This is a genomic window from Pseudovibrio sp. Ad26 (assembly GCF_001623285.1).
GTDB classification, from domain to species: Bacteria; Pseudomonadota; Alphaproteobacteria; order Rhizobiales; family Stappiaceae; genus Pseudovibrio; species Pseudovibrio ascidiaceicola.
The window spans coordinates 1-17857 of sequence record NZ_LMCE01000095.1 but is presented as its reverse complement, the minus strand read 5'-3'; the positions used below and the strand labels follow the sequence as shown (position 1 = coordinate 17857).

Genomic DNA, 17857 nt, shown 5'->3' with positions numbered 1-17857 from the left:
TTCGAAGAAAAAATGCTCTAGTTGATGAACTCTGTACTCGAATAATACGCGCTCGGTGCTTCTCTTATCACAACTTTAGATTTATAAGGCGCAAAGGAATCAACTGCATTTGAATTGAATACGATATGGCAACCTTTGAGTACCTCAGACTTTCACTCAGCATTCCCACTATCGGCGACTTAGTAGCCGCGCTTGGTCGTGAAGAGCCCGAGATTTCCAGACAAGACTATCTGAAAGAAACGTTCTCAAAACGGCGTGATTTCTTCCATAGAGGTACAAAATACACGTATGTACCCATTCACGTTGATTCCAGAGACAACAACTTTTTGTCTGGACTTATAGGTAAACCTGTCGTCGAAACAGTAAACTCAGGTCCCGATAGCCAGTTTGCGCTAACAAAATCAGAACATTATAAGGCCTCCTTTCTATGCGTTGACACAGCAGCAGACCAACAGGTCGTTGCATTTGAGAAACGCCAAGATGTTGGTTCAGCAAAACCAATTCTCTCATCGATGCTCGAGCAGGTTATTAGAGATAGGAAATCGTTCTCTTGGCATACCGACATTGCATTTATTTCGGATAGCAATGATTTTTGGGCAGCCGTTGAAGAATACAAAGGACAGATAACAGAGCTTAAGCTTGAGTTTTACCCACCGAATGGCTTACGTGGCATGGATGGCCTGCGCGCACTCAACAAAGTCATTGTGCAGGAAACCAACGGACAAAGTACCGAATACGCTGTAAAAAACAAAGACGGCGCACTCATTCCTGAGGGTGATTTCGTAACGGAGGCAATCGACTACATCTCCGAAGGCCCTGGGTCTGCGACCCTCAAAGCAGGAAAAAAGAAGGTTTACAATTCAAGCGACGCTAGAAAAATCAAACAAGTACCAGAATCACTAATGCCAAGACAAAGCGAACCAGCTAAGATCTTAGGGCTGCTTTCATTACTGCTTGGGGGGAAGAGGTGATTAAGTGGGGAGTTTTAATCGGTGTAGGGGTTATCCTGTCATGCATTGTTGTTAGTCGGGAGCACTGGCTGGCTGAGAATACCTTCTTGCTAGCATTTGTCAGTCATGAGCTCATTGCGTTGATGGCTGTTGTGCTTACTGTGACCCTAGCTAGCGTTGCAAACTTACATCTCGCGTTAAACCGAATGGTGAGAGAGAAATTCAAAGGCAACCCCAACATTCAAAACGCAGCCGATGAAGTAAAAAAAGAACTCCGGGACAACGCTTGGTATATTTTTTGGGGCTTTTCCATCACCATAGTCTTATTGTTTGTGAAGGGCCTGAATGAAGACAATTCAACTACAGTTGCGATTGTACATGCTTTGGCTTTGTGGATCTTAACCCTCTACATTTTATGCATGTACGATATTTATCAAGTTGTGTTTGGAGTAGTGGAACTTGATAGGGGAGCTACCGAAAATAATCCGGAAGACTACAGTAGCGATTCCGCTCAACCCTGATCATTAGCCTGCTTCACCTACCAGCCCTTATTAGCCAGTCGCTAAGTTCACCTCCGCCCACTCGCCATCATGGCGTAGCTGCCCACGCTGACCCAATCCTCATCAACAAGCGCCGCCAGTAGTTTCTTCTTCAGCTCGCCGTTGTTAAGTTGATGCGGATCATCCCAGCCGTGCTTCTTATCTATATTCGCCCGCATACGGGCTTGCATTTTGTGAGAGAACGCACTGACCGCCGTACTGATATGGGCGCTTTCATTGCTGCGGTGGAGCTGGTCATAGTAGCGCTCTTCTACCTGGTCGCTGATCTCGCCCATTTCATTTTCCAATCGTGTTTATGTCCGCGCCCGCTTTAAGGCGGCTGTGATGCCCTGACGGGCTTGGCTGCATCAACCACACCTGATTTCATAGCAAGGCCCGTTAGATGCCCGTTAGAAACCCGTCTGAGATGTATTTGACCGGTCGAGGAGCTACCCGGTCGCAGCCTGCTGGCGAATGCGCTGTTTACCTCTGTGATTTACCGCCACTTTAGGAGCGGCAATAAGCAAGGAGCTTCGGATGCAGTTCCGGCGCTCATATTAGTTCTACCTGCGAAACTGCCTTCAACTTGAGATTACTCGTTGGAGAGCGCCCAAATGCCGAAACACGACCAGCAGATCACAACCAAACAGATTGAAGTGTTTCGTCCAGGAACCTTTACCAGCATGGGCGGTACATCGTTTTCCATTACCGGAGACGAGCTGAGTGCTCTGGCCAAGCGGTATGATGCCAGCGCAAACCCGGTGCCGGTTGTGGTGGGGCACCCCAAAACCAACGATCCGGCCTATGGCTGGGTCCAGAGCTTTTCCTATGATGAGGCTTCAGAGCGCTTGATTGCTGAGGTCGGCGAACTCGACCCGGACTTCAGCGAGGCCGTAGAAACAGGCCGCTACAAGAAAATCTCCATGAGCTTCTTTCAACCAGGTGCCGCCAGCAATCCGGCTGGAGATGAGCTTTACCCGCGCCATGTGGGTTTTCTGGGCGGTGCCGCACCTGCTGTCTCCGGTCTCAAGCCTGTTGAGTTTGCTGGCGGCGATGACGGCACGCTCACAATCGAATTTGGAGACCGCACTTTTAAAGACGTGGCCAGCGTATTTCGCCGTATCCGTGATTTTTTCATTGAGGAGCACGGCCTGGAGACCGCCGACAGAGTGATCTCAGACTGGGAGATCAGCTGGATAGATGATGCCGGAACCGCGCCTGAGCCAGTCTCCGACGATTTTTCAACCCCTCCAGTAAAGGATGATCCGGTGCCCAATCCAAAGACACCCAAAACACCACAGAGCGCTGAGTTTGCCGCTCGTGAAGCGACCCTGCAAGCCCGCGAAGATGAGCTGAACAAGCGTGAGAGCGAGGCCCGCCATAAAGAGCACGAAGACTTTGCAGAAGGCCTTATCAATGAAGGCCGCTTGGCATCCAGCTACAAACCCCGTGTGGTGGCGCTGCTTGATGGTCTGGCGGGGAGCGATGCGGGCTCAGTAGATTTTGCCGATGGTGAGACCACCAAAACGCAAGACTTGCTGGATCTGACCAAAGGCCTTTTCAAAGCCCAGCCCAAGATTGTTGAGTTTGGCGAGACGGATCTTGGCGAGACGCCCGCTGATGGCACGGCTGACACCGAGACCATTGCTCGTGAGGCTGTTGAATTTCAAGCAGGTCAACGAGAAGCCGGGATCGAGGTCTCCACCAGTGACGCTGTCTTGCATGTGCGCAAGAAGCACGGTTTTTCGACTTAGCCCGCTCTAATCCGCTTCCTCATTTCAATTTAATTGGAGATTTCAGATGCAGCAATTCGGGCTCATCAAAAACTACACCAGTCAGGGCGTTGCGGATCAGTACTGCCTGATTGCGCCAGGTACCAAGGACGGCCACGTCAAACAAGCCACTGTAGGGGACAAGATCCTCGGGGTCTCTGGCGTACGCGGGGCAAAGGATAAAGCTCGTCTTGATGTTTATCACGATGGCATTCGGGCTGTGACGTTTGGCGGCGATGTGGTCTTCGGCGATCCGCTGACCTCAGATGCGCAAGGTCGTGCCGTTAAGGCTGATCCAGCAGATGGAGAAACCGTTCCCATTGCTGGTCACGCCATGTGTTCAGCCAAATCTGGCGTGGTGGCCGATATGCACGTGCTGCCCGGTTACATCACCGGCTAAGCCTCCAGCTCATTTCCCTCGTATTGATCTATTTTAAGGATGCCCTTCCATGTCAGCCACTGACCAATTTACCGAAAGCGCGGTGATGACGGCCATCGCCATTGCTTATAAGAACCCGGACTACACTTTGATTGGTGACGAGGTGCTGCCGCGTGTCCCAACCTCCCGCTCTTTCAAATACAAAGAGTATGGCGAGGGCGAGGACTTTTCTCTCCCTGATACCCGTGTTGGGCGTCGCTCTGCTCCTAATCAGGTTGAAATTGGCGGCACAGAAAAAGATGCCTCGGTTGATGCCTTTGGCATTGATGTGCCGCTTGACAATGTGACCATTGAAGAAGCCAAGCGCAATAAATGGAACCCGGAGAACCGGGCAACAGAACGCGCCACAGATATCGTTATGCTTGACCGGGAGGTGCGCTGTGCCAACCTGGTTAAAGACCCGGCGAACTATCACCCCGACCATGTGGAAGCTTTGTCAGGCTCAGACCTGTTTAATGACCCTGACAGTGACCCGATCTCTCTCATTGAAGATATGATGTCAACGTGCTGGCAAAAGCCAAACCAGCTGGCATTTGGTCATGTGTCCTGGCGGGCATTTCGCAAACACTCCAAAGTCGTGAAAGCAATACATGGCAATTCGGGCGATCAGGGTCGCGCGACCAAAGAGCAAGTTGCTGAGCTTTTGGAAGTAAAACGGATTTTGGTCGGTGAAAGCCGCGTCAACATCAAGCGGCCTGGTGAAAACCCGGTTCTTGCTCGTGTGTGGGACAATATCGTGGCCGGGCAATTCATCAACCGGGCAGCGGACAGCAGCGGCGGGTTGACCTTCGGCTTTACCGCCCAGTTTGGCAAAAAGGTGGCAGGTACTTTGCCTGCCAATATGGGCCTGCGCGGCGGTAAGCTGGTGCGCTCTGGCGAGGAAGTCAAAGAGATCATTGTCGCCAAACGAGCCGGGTTCTTAATTCAAAACGCAGCGGCTGCTTAAAGCACCTGCATCTGTGTGGGGCTGATATGCGGCCCCATTCTTCTCCATTTCAATTGTAACAATCGGGAGTAACCAAGATGGACCCTGAGACAAACACCTATCCGGTGCTGGCAGCACTGCGCCACAACGGCACCCGCTATGAACCGGGCGACACCGTCGATATGACAGAAGCACAGGCCGAGACCTTGCAAGCCCTTGGCATTCTTAGTGAGGCCGAAGCACCAGACCCGGCTGCCATTGAAGTATCCACTGACGAGCGCAAGGCAGCAATCCTTGAGGCCATCTCCAGACTTACATCCGAGGCCGACTTCACCAAGGACGGCACGCCAAAGGTGAAGGCCGTGGAGCTTCTCACCAAATTTGATGTGTCAGCAGATGAGATTAAAGCCATTCATGCCGACTTGCAGGCCAAAGCGCCCGCAAACGGCGAACAGGCTTAAGCAGGAGCGTTAGAGCCATGACAAAGCTGCGCTTCCTAACGGTGGATGAGTTCATCTTAAGGCATGAAGAAAGCAACTTGCTTGCTGTTGCCGGGATTGGCGGACCGAACTCTGCGGGTGGCCGACATATCGACCGCCCTCGTGTGGAAGCGCAGCTTGGCCGGGCTGAAGCTATGGCGGGCGGTTATCTTTATGGCCGCTTTGCTGCCCTGAAGACCATTGAACCCGTTGATGCTCCCGAAGCCTTAAAGGGCGTTGTCTCTGACCTTGGTATTTATTACCTGCGCGAGCGGCATCATCACTCCAACGCGGTCGAAGAAGAAACACGCAACCGTTACCGGGACTGTTTGTCCTGGCTAAAGGATGTTCAAGCAGGCCGGGTGGATCTGGGACTTGAAGTGAGCGGAGGCAATGAACCGGCAACCGGTGGCATCTCAGCCTCTTTTGACGAAGGCCGCGCAGGCAGTGTTTTGGAGGGGTATCAATGAATCAGATTGAAAACCTTCAGGACCAGATTGTCGAGCGCCTCAAACTCTATCTGCCTTCCATTGCTTATGTGGGCGGGTTTCCCTCCAAGCCGGAGGAATTTGACCTTGCCAACTTCCAGATGTCGGCTTTGGTCCACTATTCCGGGGCACGATACGCCAGCGACAACAACCTGAACCACACCACACAATCGCGGGCCATGCGCTTTGCAATCGCGCTGAGCCTGACCTCTCTGGTGGGAGAGCATGGAGCCTATACAGCGTTAGAGCGCTGCCGGACCGCTTTGCAGAATTTCCCATTAGTCGGGGCAAGCGCTCTCATGCTTGAGCGTGAGGATCTGGTGGAGCACACCCCAAACATGTGGCGCTGGCAAATGGAGGTGAGTTGTCAGGCACGCAGTATCTCTGACCATCAGGGACCGCGTCGTCCGGTTCTACCCATTTCACGACAATCTCAATCACAATAGGAGGACCAGAGCCATGAGTGCAACAGGCACGGCTCCCGCGCATTTCTGCGATTACGCTTATAGCGGCCCGGTGCAATCGGTTCAGCTGAAAGCAAAAAACACTGCCGGAGAACATGTTGTGTTCTTTGAGGGCATGTTCTCTCCCGGTAAAACTTACACGCTGCCATCAAACCACCCAACAATTGCAGCGTGGGTCTGCGGCGGCATCCTGACAAAACTTGCGGAGGCGTCCAATGGCTGAGCGTATTTTTGGACCTGAGATTGTTGATGCCAATGAAGATGGTGTCCTGGTTCGTGAGCTGAAGGCGGCGACTGCTTTTCTGGTTGGCACTGCTCCCATTCACGAAGTGCATGACGCTCCCGAGAAGCAGGCCAAGTACATCAACAAGCCTATTATCATTCGGCGTGAGAAGGATATTGCCAAGCATTTCGGCCCGTTTCGCGATGGCTATACGCTGCCGCAAAAACTGCGGGCCATGTTCAAGCAGTCCCAAACACGCGGTATCGGCACCATTTGCGTGGTCAATGTGTTTGATCCGACTACCCATAAAGATGAGGCAGGCAAGCCCGACTCAAGCAAGGTTGGTGCACTGGATATCATTGGTGCCTTTGATGCCATGGGCAATCCAAGCGGATTGAAGCTGGCTTATTCCTGTTATCAGCGTTTTGGCTGGTTCCCGAAGAACATTGGGGCTCCCGGCTTTGACGGTCTAACGGGTGTACGCGCTGAGATGGCGGCAATTTGTGCACGCATTCGCGCCCGCTGTTATTGGGATGCGCCTTTTGGAGCAACCTTACAGCAGCTTGTGGAAGCACGCGGGCCGAGTGGGTCGTTTGATTTCCAGACCAACGACACCCGCGTCAACCTGTGTTGGCCAATGATGGAAACGGTCAACCTGGATGATACCTCCGCTCAAGCAGGGGAAGTCATCGCAGACCATTACTCCGCCTATCTGATGGGCATCGTGCTCATGAGTGTGATGGAGTACGGCTATCACCACAGCCCGTCCAATCGGCCCGTCAAAGGTATTGAAGGCGCTGCACAGGAGGTGCTTTATGTACCCGGTGACGGCACCAGCGATACGCAGGTCACCCGTTCTAACGGGATTATCTCCGTTGAAGAACGCTTTGGTAAAGGCCCGCATACCTCTGGTAACCGCAATGCTGGCTATCCCACCAAGACTTCCATGCTGACCTTCTTCCACGCCCAGTACACGCAAGACGTCCTGGACGAAGCGGTTCTGCATTTCCTTGATGAGAAAAAGGATCGCGTGGGCTCTCTGCCCCGTATTGAGCAGATAGAAGATGCCATCAATGCCTGGGGGATTGGCAAGACGGGCAGTCGTGATCCTGAGCTTTCCGGTTTCCGCTTTGCCTTCGACCGGGAGAAGATGAGTGCTGCTTATGCAGCTGACGGCTGGTTCCACTATACGCTGGAGTTTGCTCCGACTGGTATCATGGAGACCATCACCGTGCGCCGCTCCCTCAACATCAACCTTCTGGCCGATGCACTGGGGCTTTCCCAGTCAGACGCGGCTTAAGCAAAGAAAGGGATGATCAATGGCTGATTATCGCGGTCGCTTTGGGCAAATCACCAACTCCGATATTTATTTGGGCGACAACACCCTTGTGGGGCTCGCCAAGTCTTTCAAAATGCCCAAAATTGAATGGAAGACAGTAGATATTGAAACACTGGGTCAGGTGGCCGTTTACAAAGCGCCAACCAGAACGCTGGAAGCGCTTACCGGTGAAATCACCATGAGCAGTGTGGATCCGGAGTTGCAGGAAGCCTTCTTAAACCCCACGAAGACACAGACTATTCAGCTGCACAAGTATGTTGATGTGAACAGTGCAGACGGGGCGGATTTGGAGCAATCCTATACGTTGGTCACTATCTTGCAGGTTCGTTTCTTTGGTCATGAGCTGGGCGAGAGCAAGAACGGCGACCCAGAAGAGATGACCCATGAGCTGTCTATCTCGCGTCTGGTCCAGCGTATCCACGACAGCAACAAGCCGCTGTTTGAGGTGGACGTGTTTGCCAGTTCAGTGCGGAACTCTTCCGGCGAGATGTGGCGCAGATAAGCCCATAACGGTCTTCATAGACCGCGACCTGAGAGCCCCTGTTGCTTAACCGCGCAGGGGCTTCTTGCGTTTTAAGGACTGATCCCTGATTTTAGAAAGAGGTGCACCATGGACAACCAGAGCGATAAGAAAGCGGCCCAGCCTGAGGCAGCGAAAGACACCGATGTTATCAGCAAACTGAAGACCTACCGGGATGCCAACCAGGGCATGGCCACATTCACCCTGCCGCTCACACAGGTTGCAGTTGAATTTCCCAAGTTCCGTAAACACGGTGCCTGGACGCAAGTTCTGACCATGGCGAAGAACAAGATCGCCAAGGCGCAAATTCTTTACATCTGCAAGGTCTGTACCTTTGACGGTGAGAAGCTTTCTGAAGCCGACTGGCGAACTTACATCCCCATGGAAGATGCCAATGAGCTTATGGGCGAAATCTTTGGCGGCTCAGATGAGGAGCTTGAAGAGGATGATGAGGGAAACGGGAGCACGGCAGCGGCTTAGCGCTGTCAACGCTTGAGTGCCACACCTACATGGTCAACCGGGGATGGACCCCCGGTTACCTTGATGACCTTCTGGAAATTGAATTCCTATCTCACTTTGACCAGCAGGTAGCGCTGGATGAGGCGCGGGCTGAGGCTGAGCGCAAAGCCGTCGAGGCTGCCTCTCGGCGGTGAGGATGGGGAACAGCTATGCGCCTTGGAATTACCGCCGAGTTTAAGGACCGCGCATCGAAAAAGATGCGCAAGCTTCTGCGTTTTAACACGCTTATGGCAAAGCAGCTTAAAGCCCAGGACAAACTGCAAAAGGGTCAGGTTAAGTCTGCGGGCAAACAAGCCAAAGCCACCCAAAAACTAGAAAAAGCGACGGGCAAAACCGCTAAGGCAGCAGATAAAGTCGCTCAAGCAACCCAGAAAGCTGCTCGTGCTACCGAGGCAGTTGCTAAAGGTGCCGGAGTCATGGCTGGGCAAACAAACCGAGCCAGAGATGCCATGGGCCGCTTTGTCGGCAAAACCGGCGAGGCCGTGCGCAAGACTGAGCGCTTGAGCCGTGCACTCAACAAGGTCAAACGGACCACAAAGGGACTTCAAAAAGGTGGTGGGCTTGTTAAGGGCGGGGCTGGAAAAATCGCGAAAGGGGCAGCTGTCGGAGGCGGCCTGTTTGCCGGGGCCAGCGCGATTGCAGGAGCCGCCGCCGGGACTGTGATTGGTCCGGCCGCGCAGATGGAAAACTACATGGTCCAGCTTGAAAGCCTTGAGCAATCAAGTGAAGGCGCAAAAAAGGCGATGAATTGGATCACCGACTTTGCTACGAGGACACCATTAGAATTGCCGGATGTCGTCGTAGCTTATCGGCAATTGAAAAACGCCGGAATAGATCCTACGAACGGCTCACTCAAAGCTTTGGTTGATACTATGGCTATGACCGGAGGTAGCGCAGAAGAGCTGAACGGGATCATCCTTGCAATTGGTCAAGCCTGGACAAAGGGCAAGCTTCAGGCAGAGGAAGCAAACCAGCTCCAAGAGCGAGGTGTTCCTGTCTGGGACATGCTTTCCAAAGCAACTGGCAAAAGCTCTGCCGCTCTTATGGAAATGGCCTCTAAAGGAGAACTGGGCCATGAAGCTATTTCCAAACTAGTTGAACTGATGGGAACTCGTGCTGTTGGTGCATCAGACAAGATGTCAAAGACATGGGATGGGATGATGTCCAATATGTCTGACCATTGGTATCAGTTCCGTCTCATGATTGCAGATGCTGGAGTGTTTGACTGGGCCAAGGGGAAACTGCAAGGATTTCTGAGTCAACTCAATCTGATGAAGTCCGACGGTTCTCTCAAAAAATGGGCCGAGGAAGTCAGCGCCAACATCATCACCGCGCTGGAAACCTTGTGGGCCTTCGGGGTTGGTCTGTGGGATGTTTTAAAAAGTGTCGGTGGCTGGTTGTCTTATGCGGCGGATAAGCTTGGCGGCTGGAATAATCTTGCAGCTGTTTTGATTGCCATTCCGATTATCTCAACACTGGCCGGGATCGTGACCGGCTTTGTCCAGCTTGCTGCGGGCATCACGGTTCTGGTTGGTGGCCTGACCTCACTTGCCCCTTTGCTGGGCGTAGTTGGGGCTGGTATTGCCGCCATTGGCTGGCCGGTGCTGGCTGTTGTGGCTGTGGTGGCAGCATTAGCCGCAGCCGCGTGGCTTATCTATGACAACTGGGACGTGGTCTCTGCTTGGCTGGTGGATGCTTGGGAGTGGATTAAAGACAAAGCAAGCATCCTTTGGGAGCATTTTAAAACTGTCTTTTCCTGGACGCCGCTAGGCATGATCATTTCCAACTGGAGCACCATTAAAAGCTGGCTCAGCAAACTTTGGGAAGGCATCAAGCAAACAGCCTCAGACGCATGGGATGGGCTGAAGCAACTGTTTAAGTGGACGCCTCTTGGGTTGATCATCACCAACTGGGGCAAGATCACCGCATGGTTTGAAGAGTTCTGGACAGGCCTTAAAACCAAGGTCTCAGGCAAGTGGGCTGAAATCAAGGCCACGTTTACAGGTTGGAAGTGGCCGAAGTTTCCAGACCTGAAGCTGCCAAGTTTTGCGGAAATCAAACAGGCGTTCATTGATTTCTTCAAGCTGGGCTGGTTGCCAGATTGGGTCTGGCCCGACTTACCAGAACTCAAGCTCCCCAGTTTTGCGGAGATGAAAGAAGGGTTTATCTCCTTCTTTACTGGGGCATGGCTGCCAAAGATGGATGTCTTCTCAAACTTCTGGAGCAAACTGACAGGCTTTGCAGACACTGCCTGGAAGAAACTGTCTGGCATTTTTGATGCCATCGGCAGTGCGGGTGAAACGCTTGCGACCACTGTTGGAGAGACCCTTAAATCCCTAGCTGATATGGCAAGTTCGCTCTGGTCGGCGGTGACTGGCCCAGAGGGTGCTGATCGCTTTATTGATCAGCTGACCGAGGTTGCCGAAAACGGCTGGTCTGATGACTTTGTAGAAGGTCTGGCGCTCACAGAAGCCCTGCAGGCCGGTCAGATGAATCTTGAAACCTATCAACAAAAGCTTGCCGCTATTGCCTCTGGTGGTGGTGAATTTGCCTCTCATGCACAAAAGATGATGGGCCTGTCCCGCCAACTTGAGGGCCACTCCGGGTTTGGTCAGCAAGAACAAGCGCCCATGGGGCTTGCAGAGGTGGAAAAAGCGAATGCGGCGGTGGAAGCGCTTCAAGCTTCCAGCAAAGCTGCCATTGCCCAAGTCGACAATCTGCTTGGCGGTGTGGACTTTGCCTATCACGGCCAGCGCATGATGGAGACGATTGCTAAAGGGATGCGCTCACGGGCTCATCTGCTGGTAGATGAGATGCGCCAGGTCACACAGATCTTGCGCGACCATCTGCCATCCTCTCCGGCAAAGATGGGACCACTTTCTGATATTCACCGCCTCAAATTTGGCGAGACCATTGCAGGATCTATCAAGCCCGCGCCGATGGTCAAAGCAATGCGTAAGGCGGCGGCGGCTACCATGGCGGCGGCGGCACTCAGCACGGCAACCGTTTCACCTTCTCTGGCCGCCTCTGCTCCGCAAGCGATCACTCCGCCCGCTCAGGCTCTGCAAGCGGCGGGTGGTTCGGGCGGGGCTGGCGCTTCAGGCTTTGGCGGAACCATATCCGTCACCTTCGCCCCTCAAATCACAGTAGGTTCAGGAGCATCCATTACCAAAGAAGAAATTACCGAGGTGATGGAAGATCAAGCGGATGAGCTGGTTGAACTGCTGCTGCGCAAGATGGATGAGAAAAAGAGGCTTGAGTTTTAGATGATTTTTGCCAGCCTTGGAGATTTTCAGTTGGGTACTACCAGCGTGATGACAGGCCCCACGGCGGCAGATGAAACCCTTGCCAATGATTTCCACGAGCACAAAGTGGTACGGGGCAAACCCGTACCACAGAAGGGCGGAGAAGCCTTAGATCGCCGTTCGTTCTCTTTCTTCTTTGATGAGAGTTTCTGTAGTCCGGAAGCTGAGTATACTCGCTTAGTTGCTGCTAAAGTCGCTGGCAATATCTTGCCGTTTATTCCAGGTGGCGGAGGGTTTCTGGGTAAGCATTACTTTATCAAGGAGCTAAAAGGCACCACCCATAAGACCACTCAGAGCGGGCGCATTGTGCGGATCTCTGCCAGTATTCAGCTGGTGGAAGTTCCCGGCAGCGCCTTAAGCCTTGGTGGTGTTGGCATAGCTGGGGCTGCCGTTGCCCTGCTGAACCCGCTGATTAAGAGGCTCAGGTGATGGCAATAACGACCGGTGATTATCTGGAGCATGTGAGCGAGCCTGGAGAGCGCTGGGATACCATCGCCTGGGCTTATTACCGTGACCCGGAAATGATGGACCTCCTGATAAAAGAAAACCGCCATCTATTCCCGGAGGAAATCGCAAAGATCCCTGCAATCCTGCCCCCACGCCTGACCTTGCGTATTCCGGTGATTGAGCAAGATCCGCTGGACACAGACCTGTTGCCGCCATGGAAGCGTTAGGAGAAGAATGAGATGAGTGCTCAAGAAATATCGAAACAAAACAAAGAGAGTAAGGGTCTTGCACACAATCACCCTAACACTGCCGCCGTTATTATCTCTACGCTTGTCTTTATCATGTGCCTTGCAATTAAGTCATATTTCGATCTGGATGGACCGTACTTCTGGGCCGTCCTTTTGGCCGGGGTTGGCGGCGTAGTGATAGCCAGATTTGTTGATGGATTAATCAAGGGGTTTTGCAGATCCTCCAATTCAGAAGAGCAGGGAATGACTAACTGGCCTCACACAACCCACGCATGTCGCAAGCTCATGGCTAACATTGCAGAGTTACTCTGCCTGTGTGCACAAGAACGCGCAGATCGGCTGAAACTCGCGTGGCTAAAGAAACGTGCAAAGTTGAAAGATCAGTCTGATTAAGGTGCCCCATGAATCTGCGTGAACCTTTTCTTTCTCTCAAGATCAACGGCGTGGAAGTGGCAGACAGTCTTGCCCCGCATTTGATTGACTTTGCCTGGACAGATAACCTGCATGGCAAAGCGGATGAGGTTGCGGTTACCTTGCGCGATGATAGCGGGTTATGGCGTGGTCCATGGCGACCGGAGAAAGGCGATAAGGTCATCGCCTCTATTGGCTATCAAGGGTATCCACCCATGCCTTGTGGCGAGTTTGAGGTGGACATTCCTGAAGCGCAAGGCTCACGGTTGAATGACCGCCTCAGTTTTAAAGCAACCTCAGCTTATTACAGCTCCGAGCAGCGCACCAAAAAATCCAAGGCCTTCGAGAAAACCACGCTCAAGAAGGTGATTGAAGACATTGCCAAGGGGCTTGGCTACACGGTCTCAGGCAAAATCGAAGAGATTCAGTTTCGCTATAAGCGCCAGCGCCGCGAGCGCGATCTCCAGTTCCTTAAACGTCTGGCTGAAGACTACGGCTATTTCTTTGCCATCAAAGACAAGCAACTGGTGTTTTATAAACGTGAGGATCTGGAAAAGCGTGAGGCAACAATCACTTTCGAGCTGGCGGATGGCACAACCATAATCAATTGGAAGGCCACCGATAAAACGCACCAGACCTACAGCAAAGCCAAGGTTGCCTATACTCACGGCCAAAAAAAGAAACTGATCACCGGTGACGTGCAGGATCTTTCCATCAAGTCCGGCGATACGCTCACCATAGATGAACGCGTGGAAGATGAGACAGAAGCCAAAACCATCGCAAAGTCTCGCCTTGCCAAAGCCAATGAAGATGGCCTGATAGCAAATCTCACAGCGGTGGGTGACCCGCTGATGATCGCTGGTCAAGTGGTCGCTCTGGGCGCAACCTTTGGTAAATATGCGGCGCTCTATTTGGTGCACAAAGCCGTGCACAAGATCTCACGCGGCAAATACACCACCCAGCTGGAGCTGAAGGCAATCCGCCAGGACGGCAAGGTGCGCAAGGCCTCTGCTGAAGGCACAAAATCCGGTAGTAAGTCTGGGCTATTTGATGGGTCGGTGCAGGATTTATCAAAGCCCAAAGGCCAGACATTTTAAAGGAAATCCAAATGAGCAGAGTTACAGATGGCGAAAGCTCCAGCCCGTTCAAACGCGGCACGCTAACCAAGCACGGCAAGGATGGGCGGGCTCAGGTTGAGTTCCAGGACGAAGACGGCAATGCATCTGCGTGGCTCTCTGTCAGCCAGCGCAACACCAAAGGGCAGAAGAGCTACGATATGCCCGCAGTCGGCACGCAAGTCTGGTGCCTTCTGGATGCTTATGGTGAGGATGGAGTCATTGGAGGGGCTGTCTGGTCTAATGAAGATACTCCACCTTCAAATGATCCCAATATCGTCCATGAAGTGTTTGGGCCTCTGGAGATTTTCTACAATAAGGTCACAGGTGAGATGAAGGTCAAAGGTGCACCCAAGATCACGTTTGAGGCGGATCTGATTGAGCTGAAAGGTGTGGTGAAGATGGAAGGCGATAGCGTCACCCACAACGGTAAAGAAGTGGGTGAGACGCATAAGCATAAGGATGTGACACCGGGGCCAGCTCAGACAGGTGTGGTGGTTTAATACGGGGCACGAGCGCGCGAATTCTGGTGACGTTGTTTTAACGCCTCATTTTCTGCTCTTATTTGATCGTCACGTTGTTGTACTCTCGTTGGGTCGCCATCTGGCAACCTTACCGGCACGCTGAATTTGATTTTGTTCGCATAGCTAGCAGCAGTCTGTCCGCCACCTTCTACACCAACTCCAAAAACTTTTAGTGCTGCTTTCCCACCTCCGTTATGCTCAGCACTGACAGCAACATCAAATTCGACTGTAGAAAATACCCCTAAGGATCCGCCATTGATGAGGTTTCCGTTAAGGCTAATGCCTTGAAGCCCAGCATTAATATGCTCTCCGCCACTAGCTGCTTGAGCTTCTTGGATACCCTCAACGATTTGCTGAAGGCTTTGCGTCACAAATTCTTTGAGTTCCATTTTCTCTACCTTCTCATTAGAGTGAAGATTGTATTCATTTTTCCTAGGATTTTAGAGATGTCAACACTACGTGTGCACCAGCAACTGATCGGCAAAATACTTCACTTTTTGTATGAAAGAGGATTATCCAAAACAGATATTTCTTCTCGTATGGCTCAAGAGTTTTATGAAGGGACTACGCTTGAGGGCGAGAAAGGGTTCGCAACTTTTTCAGACGTTATTGACTGGATGGAACAAGAAGGGATTATCTCAATTGTCAATAACAGCAAAGCCTTAAGTGGTTCTTTTAATCATTACGGAGTGCAGTTAACCTCCTATGGAATATCATTAATTCAAAATCAAAAATTCGAAGAACTTGATAAAAATACGATTGAAGAAGTAATTGAAAGCAGCAATGGTGAGATAAGTTCTGAGAAATACGGAAAGATTGGTTCGTTGATTGGCGGCATCATTGGTGGCGTCGCCCAATCAGTTGGCTAAATTCTTTTTCTCTCATCCCGCTGAACTTCACCTGCGGAACACTTCCGTAACCTGATCCTCGCCCGTGCGATACCTTGCCTACAACGAGAAGTTTTAGCAAGGATGTTTGCGGGCGATGGCTTTAGATCCCCTCCATTGGCAGATTAAGTTAGCGCAGGAAGACGATGCGCCGTGGAATGAAGCAGTTGAAGGGCTGGATGATCTGGCTCAGGCTATCCGCATTATCTGCCTGACACCCAAGCTCTCTGTGCCTACTGAGCCTGAGCAATTCTGCGATGCTCTGAGCTATATTGACCGCGTGCCAGCAGAAGCCATTCCGGGCATTTCCAAAGAGATCTGGGAGGGCATTACCCGCTGGGAGCCGCGTGTTCTGCTTGACCGCGTAGACGTTGAACAACTCGGCCTTGCTTATTTCGCAGCCTCTATTTTCTGGCGTCCACGCTCTGATGTACTTTCCGATATTCAACGAACCGATGTCGATCTGATGAGGGCCGAGTGATGGTAAACCTCATCAAAGCCCTAACCACTGATGAGCTGATCCGACGCGGTCCACCGCAGCACTTCACCACCTCGGCCAATGCCTGGAAGGAAAAGCTGGTGGCGTGGTGGAAAACCCACCCGGATGGGCCACAGCGCAAGCTCTATCCGGCCCATTATGAGATGCTGCTCATCAACCTGCTCGCCTACGGCCTGTCGCTGCTTGGCAAAGAGGGGCAGGACGCCGCCGACAAGCGCTGGCTGCTGTTTGCCAAGGGGCACTCACTGGATGTGGCCGCCGCCAACAACGGCACGTTTCGTCTCAAATCCAAACCTGCACGGGTGGAGCTAGCCTTCATACTGGAGACCCCACGAGGAACCGACCTTATCTTGCCGCGTGGGCTGGAAGTCAGCGCCGGGGAAGTTTCATTTACGCTGGATGACCAGCAGGTATTGAAGGCAGGCGAAGTCTCGTTAAGTGGCCGTGCCACAGCAACACAACCGGGGCCTGAGGCCAATGGCCTGCTACCCGGCCAGATCACGGAAATCTCTGCGGGCTATCCTGATGTGAGCGTGACCAACACAACGGCGAGCGCTGGCGGCACAACCGCAGAAGAGGACAGCTCGTTGCTCTACCGCGCTGCCAAAGCCCATGACCGTATCTCCAAGGCCGGACCAAAGGAAAGCTATCGTCAGCAGGCCCGTGCGTTCTCGCCAGACATTGCCGACGTGGAAGTGATCCGGCCAGAACCCGGTCGCATTGCACTTTATGTGCTGCTGACCTCCGGTGTGCCTGGTGCCCAGTTCTGCGCGGACCTGAAAGCTTATCTGGACCCACAAAGCAAACGTCCGCAGGGCGATGAATTGAGTGTCCATCCAGCCGAGCTGGTGAGGGTTCACATCACCGGCCCACTCAAGGTCAACGGTGACTTTGAAACCGCCCGCGCTGCCTCAGAACAGGCCATTCGTAAGGCCGGTCTCATCTGGTCGCAGCGTCTGGGCGACTATCTGGCGCTGTCCGCCTTAACGCCTGCCGTTCGGCTCATAGAAGGCGTGGTGGATGTGGATCTGCATGTGTCCAATCTGGCCTCCCGCCAGCTTGGCAAAACTCAGTTTGCTGTGATTGGCGATGTGGACCTTGTGGCGGAGGCGTCATGAGCGAGCGCCGGTTTCCACACACGCTGATTTCCTCCAGTATCAATGAGGAGCGCTCCCGCGCCTTTGTGGATGCACTGGAAGTGATGGCAGCGGAGTTCGACTTCTCCGTCCTGATGCAGCGCAACTCCGATGAGGTCTCAACAGAAGCCTTGCCGCTGGCAATCCACGACCGCTCACTGGAAGAGTTCATCGCAGAAGACGGTCTGCCAGAGGAAGCGGTGCGCCGCCTGATTGATGAAGTGTGGAAGCTGCACGAGGACAAAGGCACCGACGATGGTGTGGCCCTTGGCCTGTCACTGATTGGCATTCGCCCACACTTTGAACACTGGTGGCAACAAGAGCCAGAAGGCCCGCACGACACCCACAGGCTCACCGTCTACGCCAATGAGCATCTGTTTGAAGATGAAGCAGTGCTGCTCAATGAGAAGGTCCAGAGGGCCGCGCTGACTATGGTGGATGCCACCAAGCGTTGGTCACAGGACACCACCTTTGAGCTTGGTGCGGAGTTTGAGAGCACGCTCAATCTTGGATTAGCAGGCCGTTCCAATGCTTTCGCTCAGCCCATGGGCGCAACGGTTTTGCCCGAATGCGGAACAACGCTGAGCGCAGGCACGATAGCGCGTGGTGTTGCCTTTCTGGCGCAAAC

At 52.8% G+C, this 17857-nt stretch carries 25 protein-coding genes; 23 read left to right on the top strand and 2 right to left on the bottom strand.

Annotation, left to right across the window (positions count from 1 at the left end):
• The first annotated feature begins 125 nt into the window (after positions 1 to 125).
• Together PsAD26_RS21410 and PsAD26_RS21405 are read left to right on the top strand one after the other, a co-directional pair.
• Positions 126 to 971, top strand: coding sequence for a hypothetical protein (locus PsAD26_RS21410; protein ID WP_063312058.1), 846 nt, complete (start codon positions 126 to 128; stop codon positions 969 to 971).
• The gene (locus tag PsAD26_RS21405; RefSeq protein ID WP_063312057.1) at positions 968 to 1471 is read left to right on the top strand and encodes a hypothetical protein; all 504 of its coding nucleotides are present in this window, start codon (positions 968 to 970) and stop codon (positions 1469 to 1471) included. Before PsAD26_RS21410 ends, PsAD26_RS21405 begins: the two co-directional genes overlap by 4 nt.
• 47 nt (positions 1472 to 1518) lie before the next feature.
• On the opposite strand, the gene PsAD26_RS21400 is transcribed toward PsAD26_RS21405, so the two are convergent.
• Positions 1519 to 1785, bottom strand: a complete 267-nt coding sequence (locus tag PsAD26_RS21400; protein ID WP_063312056.1) for a hypothetical protein — start codon at positions 1783 to 1785, stop codon at positions 1519 to 1521.
• 318 nt (positions 1786 to 2103) lie between these two features.
• Here PsAD26_RS21400 and PsAD26_RS21395 point away from each other — a divergent pair, with 318 nt between their 5' ends.
• The 17 genes from PsAD26_RS21395 (at position 2104) to PsAD26_RS21320 (ending at position 14686) form a co-directional block, all read left to right on the top strand.
• On the top strand, positions 2104 to 3243 hold the full coding sequence (locus PsAD26_RS21395) for a hypothetical protein (RefSeq protein ID WP_063312055.1): 1140 nt from the start codon (positions 2104 to 2106) through the stop codon (positions 3241 to 3243).
• A gap of 46 nt (positions 3244 to 3289) precedes the next feature.
• Positions 3290 to 3661: a DUF2190 family protein gene (locus PsAD26_RS21390; RefSeq protein WP_063312054.1), complete on the top strand. Its 372-nt coding sequence runs from the start codon at positions 3290 to 3292 to the stop codon at positions 3659 to 3661.
• Positions 3662 to 3710: 49 nt separating this feature from the next.
• The gene (locus PsAD26_RS21385) at positions 3711 to 4646 is read left to right on the top strand and encodes a hypothetical protein (RefSeq protein WP_063312053.1); all 936 of its coding nucleotides are present in this window, start codon (positions 3711 to 3713) and stop codon (positions 4644 to 4646) included.
• 77 nt (positions 4647 to 4723) lie between these two features.
• Entirely contained in the window at positions 4724 to 5086 is a 363-nt protein-coding gene (locus tag PsAD26_RS21380; protein ID WP_063312052.1) for a hypothetical protein, read from the top strand.
• Positions 5087 to 5103: 17 nt separating this feature from the next.
• Positions 5104 to 5574, top strand: a complete 471-nt coding sequence (locus PsAD26_RS21375; RefSeq protein ID WP_063312051.1) for a DUF1320 domain-containing protein — start codon at positions 5104 to 5106, stop codon at positions 5572 to 5574.
• Entirely contained in the window at positions 5571 to 6038 is a 468-nt protein-coding gene (locus tag PsAD26_RS21370; protein WP_063312050.1) for a Gp37 family protein, read from the top strand. The genes PsAD26_RS21375 and PsAD26_RS21370 overlap by 4 nt, the downstream gene beginning before the upstream one ends.
• Positions 6039 to 6051: 13 nt before the next feature.
• Positions 6052 to 6279, top strand: coding sequence for a hypothetical protein (locus tag PsAD26_RS21365; RefSeq protein WP_063312049.1), 228 nt, complete (start codon positions 6052 to 6054; stop codon positions 6277 to 6279).
• Positions 6272 to 7579, top strand: coding sequence for a hypothetical protein (locus PsAD26_RS21360; protein ID WP_063312048.1), 1308 nt, complete (start codon positions 6272 to 6274; stop codon positions 7577 to 7579). The genes PsAD26_RS21365 and PsAD26_RS21360 overlap by 8 nt, the downstream gene beginning before the upstream one ends.
• A gap of 19 nt (positions 7580 to 7598) precedes the next feature.
• Positions 7599 to 8120 (top strand): phage major tail tube protein, encoded by a 522-nt coding sequence (locus PsAD26_RS21355; protein WP_063312047.1) that lies wholly within the window; start codon positions 7599 to 7601, stop codon positions 8118 to 8120.
• A 108-nt stretch (positions 8121 to 8228) separates the two neighbouring features.
• Positions 8229 to 8618, top strand: a complete 390-nt coding sequence (locus PsAD26_RS21350; protein WP_063312046.1) for a hypothetical protein — start codon at positions 8229 to 8231, stop codon at positions 8616 to 8618.
• A gap of 29 nt (positions 8619 to 8647) precedes the next feature.
• Positions 8648 to 8791, top strand: a complete 144-nt coding sequence (locus tag PsAD26_RS29735; RefSeq protein WP_193758328.1) for a hypothetical protein — start codon at positions 8648 to 8650, stop codon at positions 8789 to 8791.
• Positions 8792 to 8806: 15 nt separating this feature from the next.
• The gene (locus tag PsAD26_RS21345; RefSeq protein ID WP_063312045.1) at positions 8807 to 11923 is read left to right on the top strand and encodes a tape measure protein; all 3117 of its coding nucleotides are present in this window, start codon (positions 8807 to 8809) and stop codon (positions 11921 to 11923) included.
• Positions 11924 to 12391 carry a phage tail protein gene (locus tag PsAD26_RS21340; RefSeq protein WP_063312044.1) on the top strand — a complete coding sequence of 156 codons (468 nt, stop codon included), beginning with the start codon at positions 11924 to 11926 and terminating at the stop codon, positions 12389 to 12391. It begins immediately after the preceding gene.
• Complete coding sequence (locus PsAD26_RS21335; protein WP_063312043.1) at positions 12391 to 12636, top strand: hypothetical protein; 246 nt, start codon at positions 12391 to 12393, stop codon at positions 12634 to 12636. Before PsAD26_RS21340 ends, PsAD26_RS21335 begins: the two co-directional genes overlap by 1 nt.
• A 12-nt stretch (positions 12637 to 12648) precedes the next feature.
• Positions 12649 to 13050 (top strand): hypothetical protein, encoded by a 402-nt coding sequence (locus tag PsAD26_RS21330; RefSeq protein ID WP_063312042.1) that lies wholly within the window; start codon positions 12649 to 12651, stop codon positions 13048 to 13050.
• Positions 13051 to 13058: 8 nt separating this feature from the next.
• Positions 13059 to 14165, top strand: coding sequence for a contractile injection system protein, VgrG/Pvc8 family (locus PsAD26_RS21325; protein WP_063312041.1), 1107 nt, complete (start codon positions 13059 to 13061; stop codon positions 14163 to 14165).
• Positions 14166 to 14176: 11 nt separating this feature from the next.
• Complete coding sequence (locus tag PsAD26_RS21320) at positions 14177 to 14686, top strand: hypothetical protein (protein WP_063312040.1); 510 nt, start codon at positions 14177 to 14179, stop codon at positions 14684 to 14686.
• Here the strand turns inward: PsAD26_RS21320 and PsAD26_RS21315 are convergent.
• On the bottom strand, positions 14683 to 15096 hold the full coding sequence (locus PsAD26_RS21315) for a hypothetical protein (protein WP_063312039.1): 414 nt from the start codon (positions 15094 to 15096) through the stop codon (positions 14683 to 14685). The genes PsAD26_RS21320 and PsAD26_RS21315 overlap by 4 nt on opposite strands.
• A 57-nt stretch (positions 15097 to 15153) precedes the next feature.
• On the opposite strand from PsAD26_RS21315, the gene PsAD26_RS21310 reads away from it, so the two are divergent.
• The 4 genes from PsAD26_RS21310 to PsAD26_RS21295 all read left to right on the top strand — a co-directional run.
• Positions 15154 to 15576, top strand: a complete 423-nt coding sequence (locus PsAD26_RS21310; protein WP_063312038.1) for a hypothetical protein — start codon at positions 15154 to 15156, stop codon at positions 15574 to 15576.
• Positions 15577 to 15691: 115 nt separating this feature from the next.
• Complete coding sequence (locus PsAD26_RS21305; RefSeq protein ID WP_063312037.1) at positions 15692 to 16075, top strand: hypothetical protein; 384 nt, start codon at positions 15692 to 15694, stop codon at positions 16073 to 16075.
• A complete protein-coding gene (locus PsAD26_RS21300; protein ID WP_063312036.1) occupies positions 16075 to 17211 on the top strand; it encodes a baseplate J/gp47 family protein in 1137 nt (378 codons plus the stop codon). Before PsAD26_RS21305 ends, PsAD26_RS21300 begins: the two co-directional genes overlap by 1 nt.
• Positions 17208 to 17857: phage tail protein (locus tag PsAD26_RS21295; protein ID WP_063312035.1), on the top strand; the 650-nt coding region annotated here is incomplete at its 3' end. The genes PsAD26_RS21300 and PsAD26_RS21295, both read left to right, overlap by 4 nt.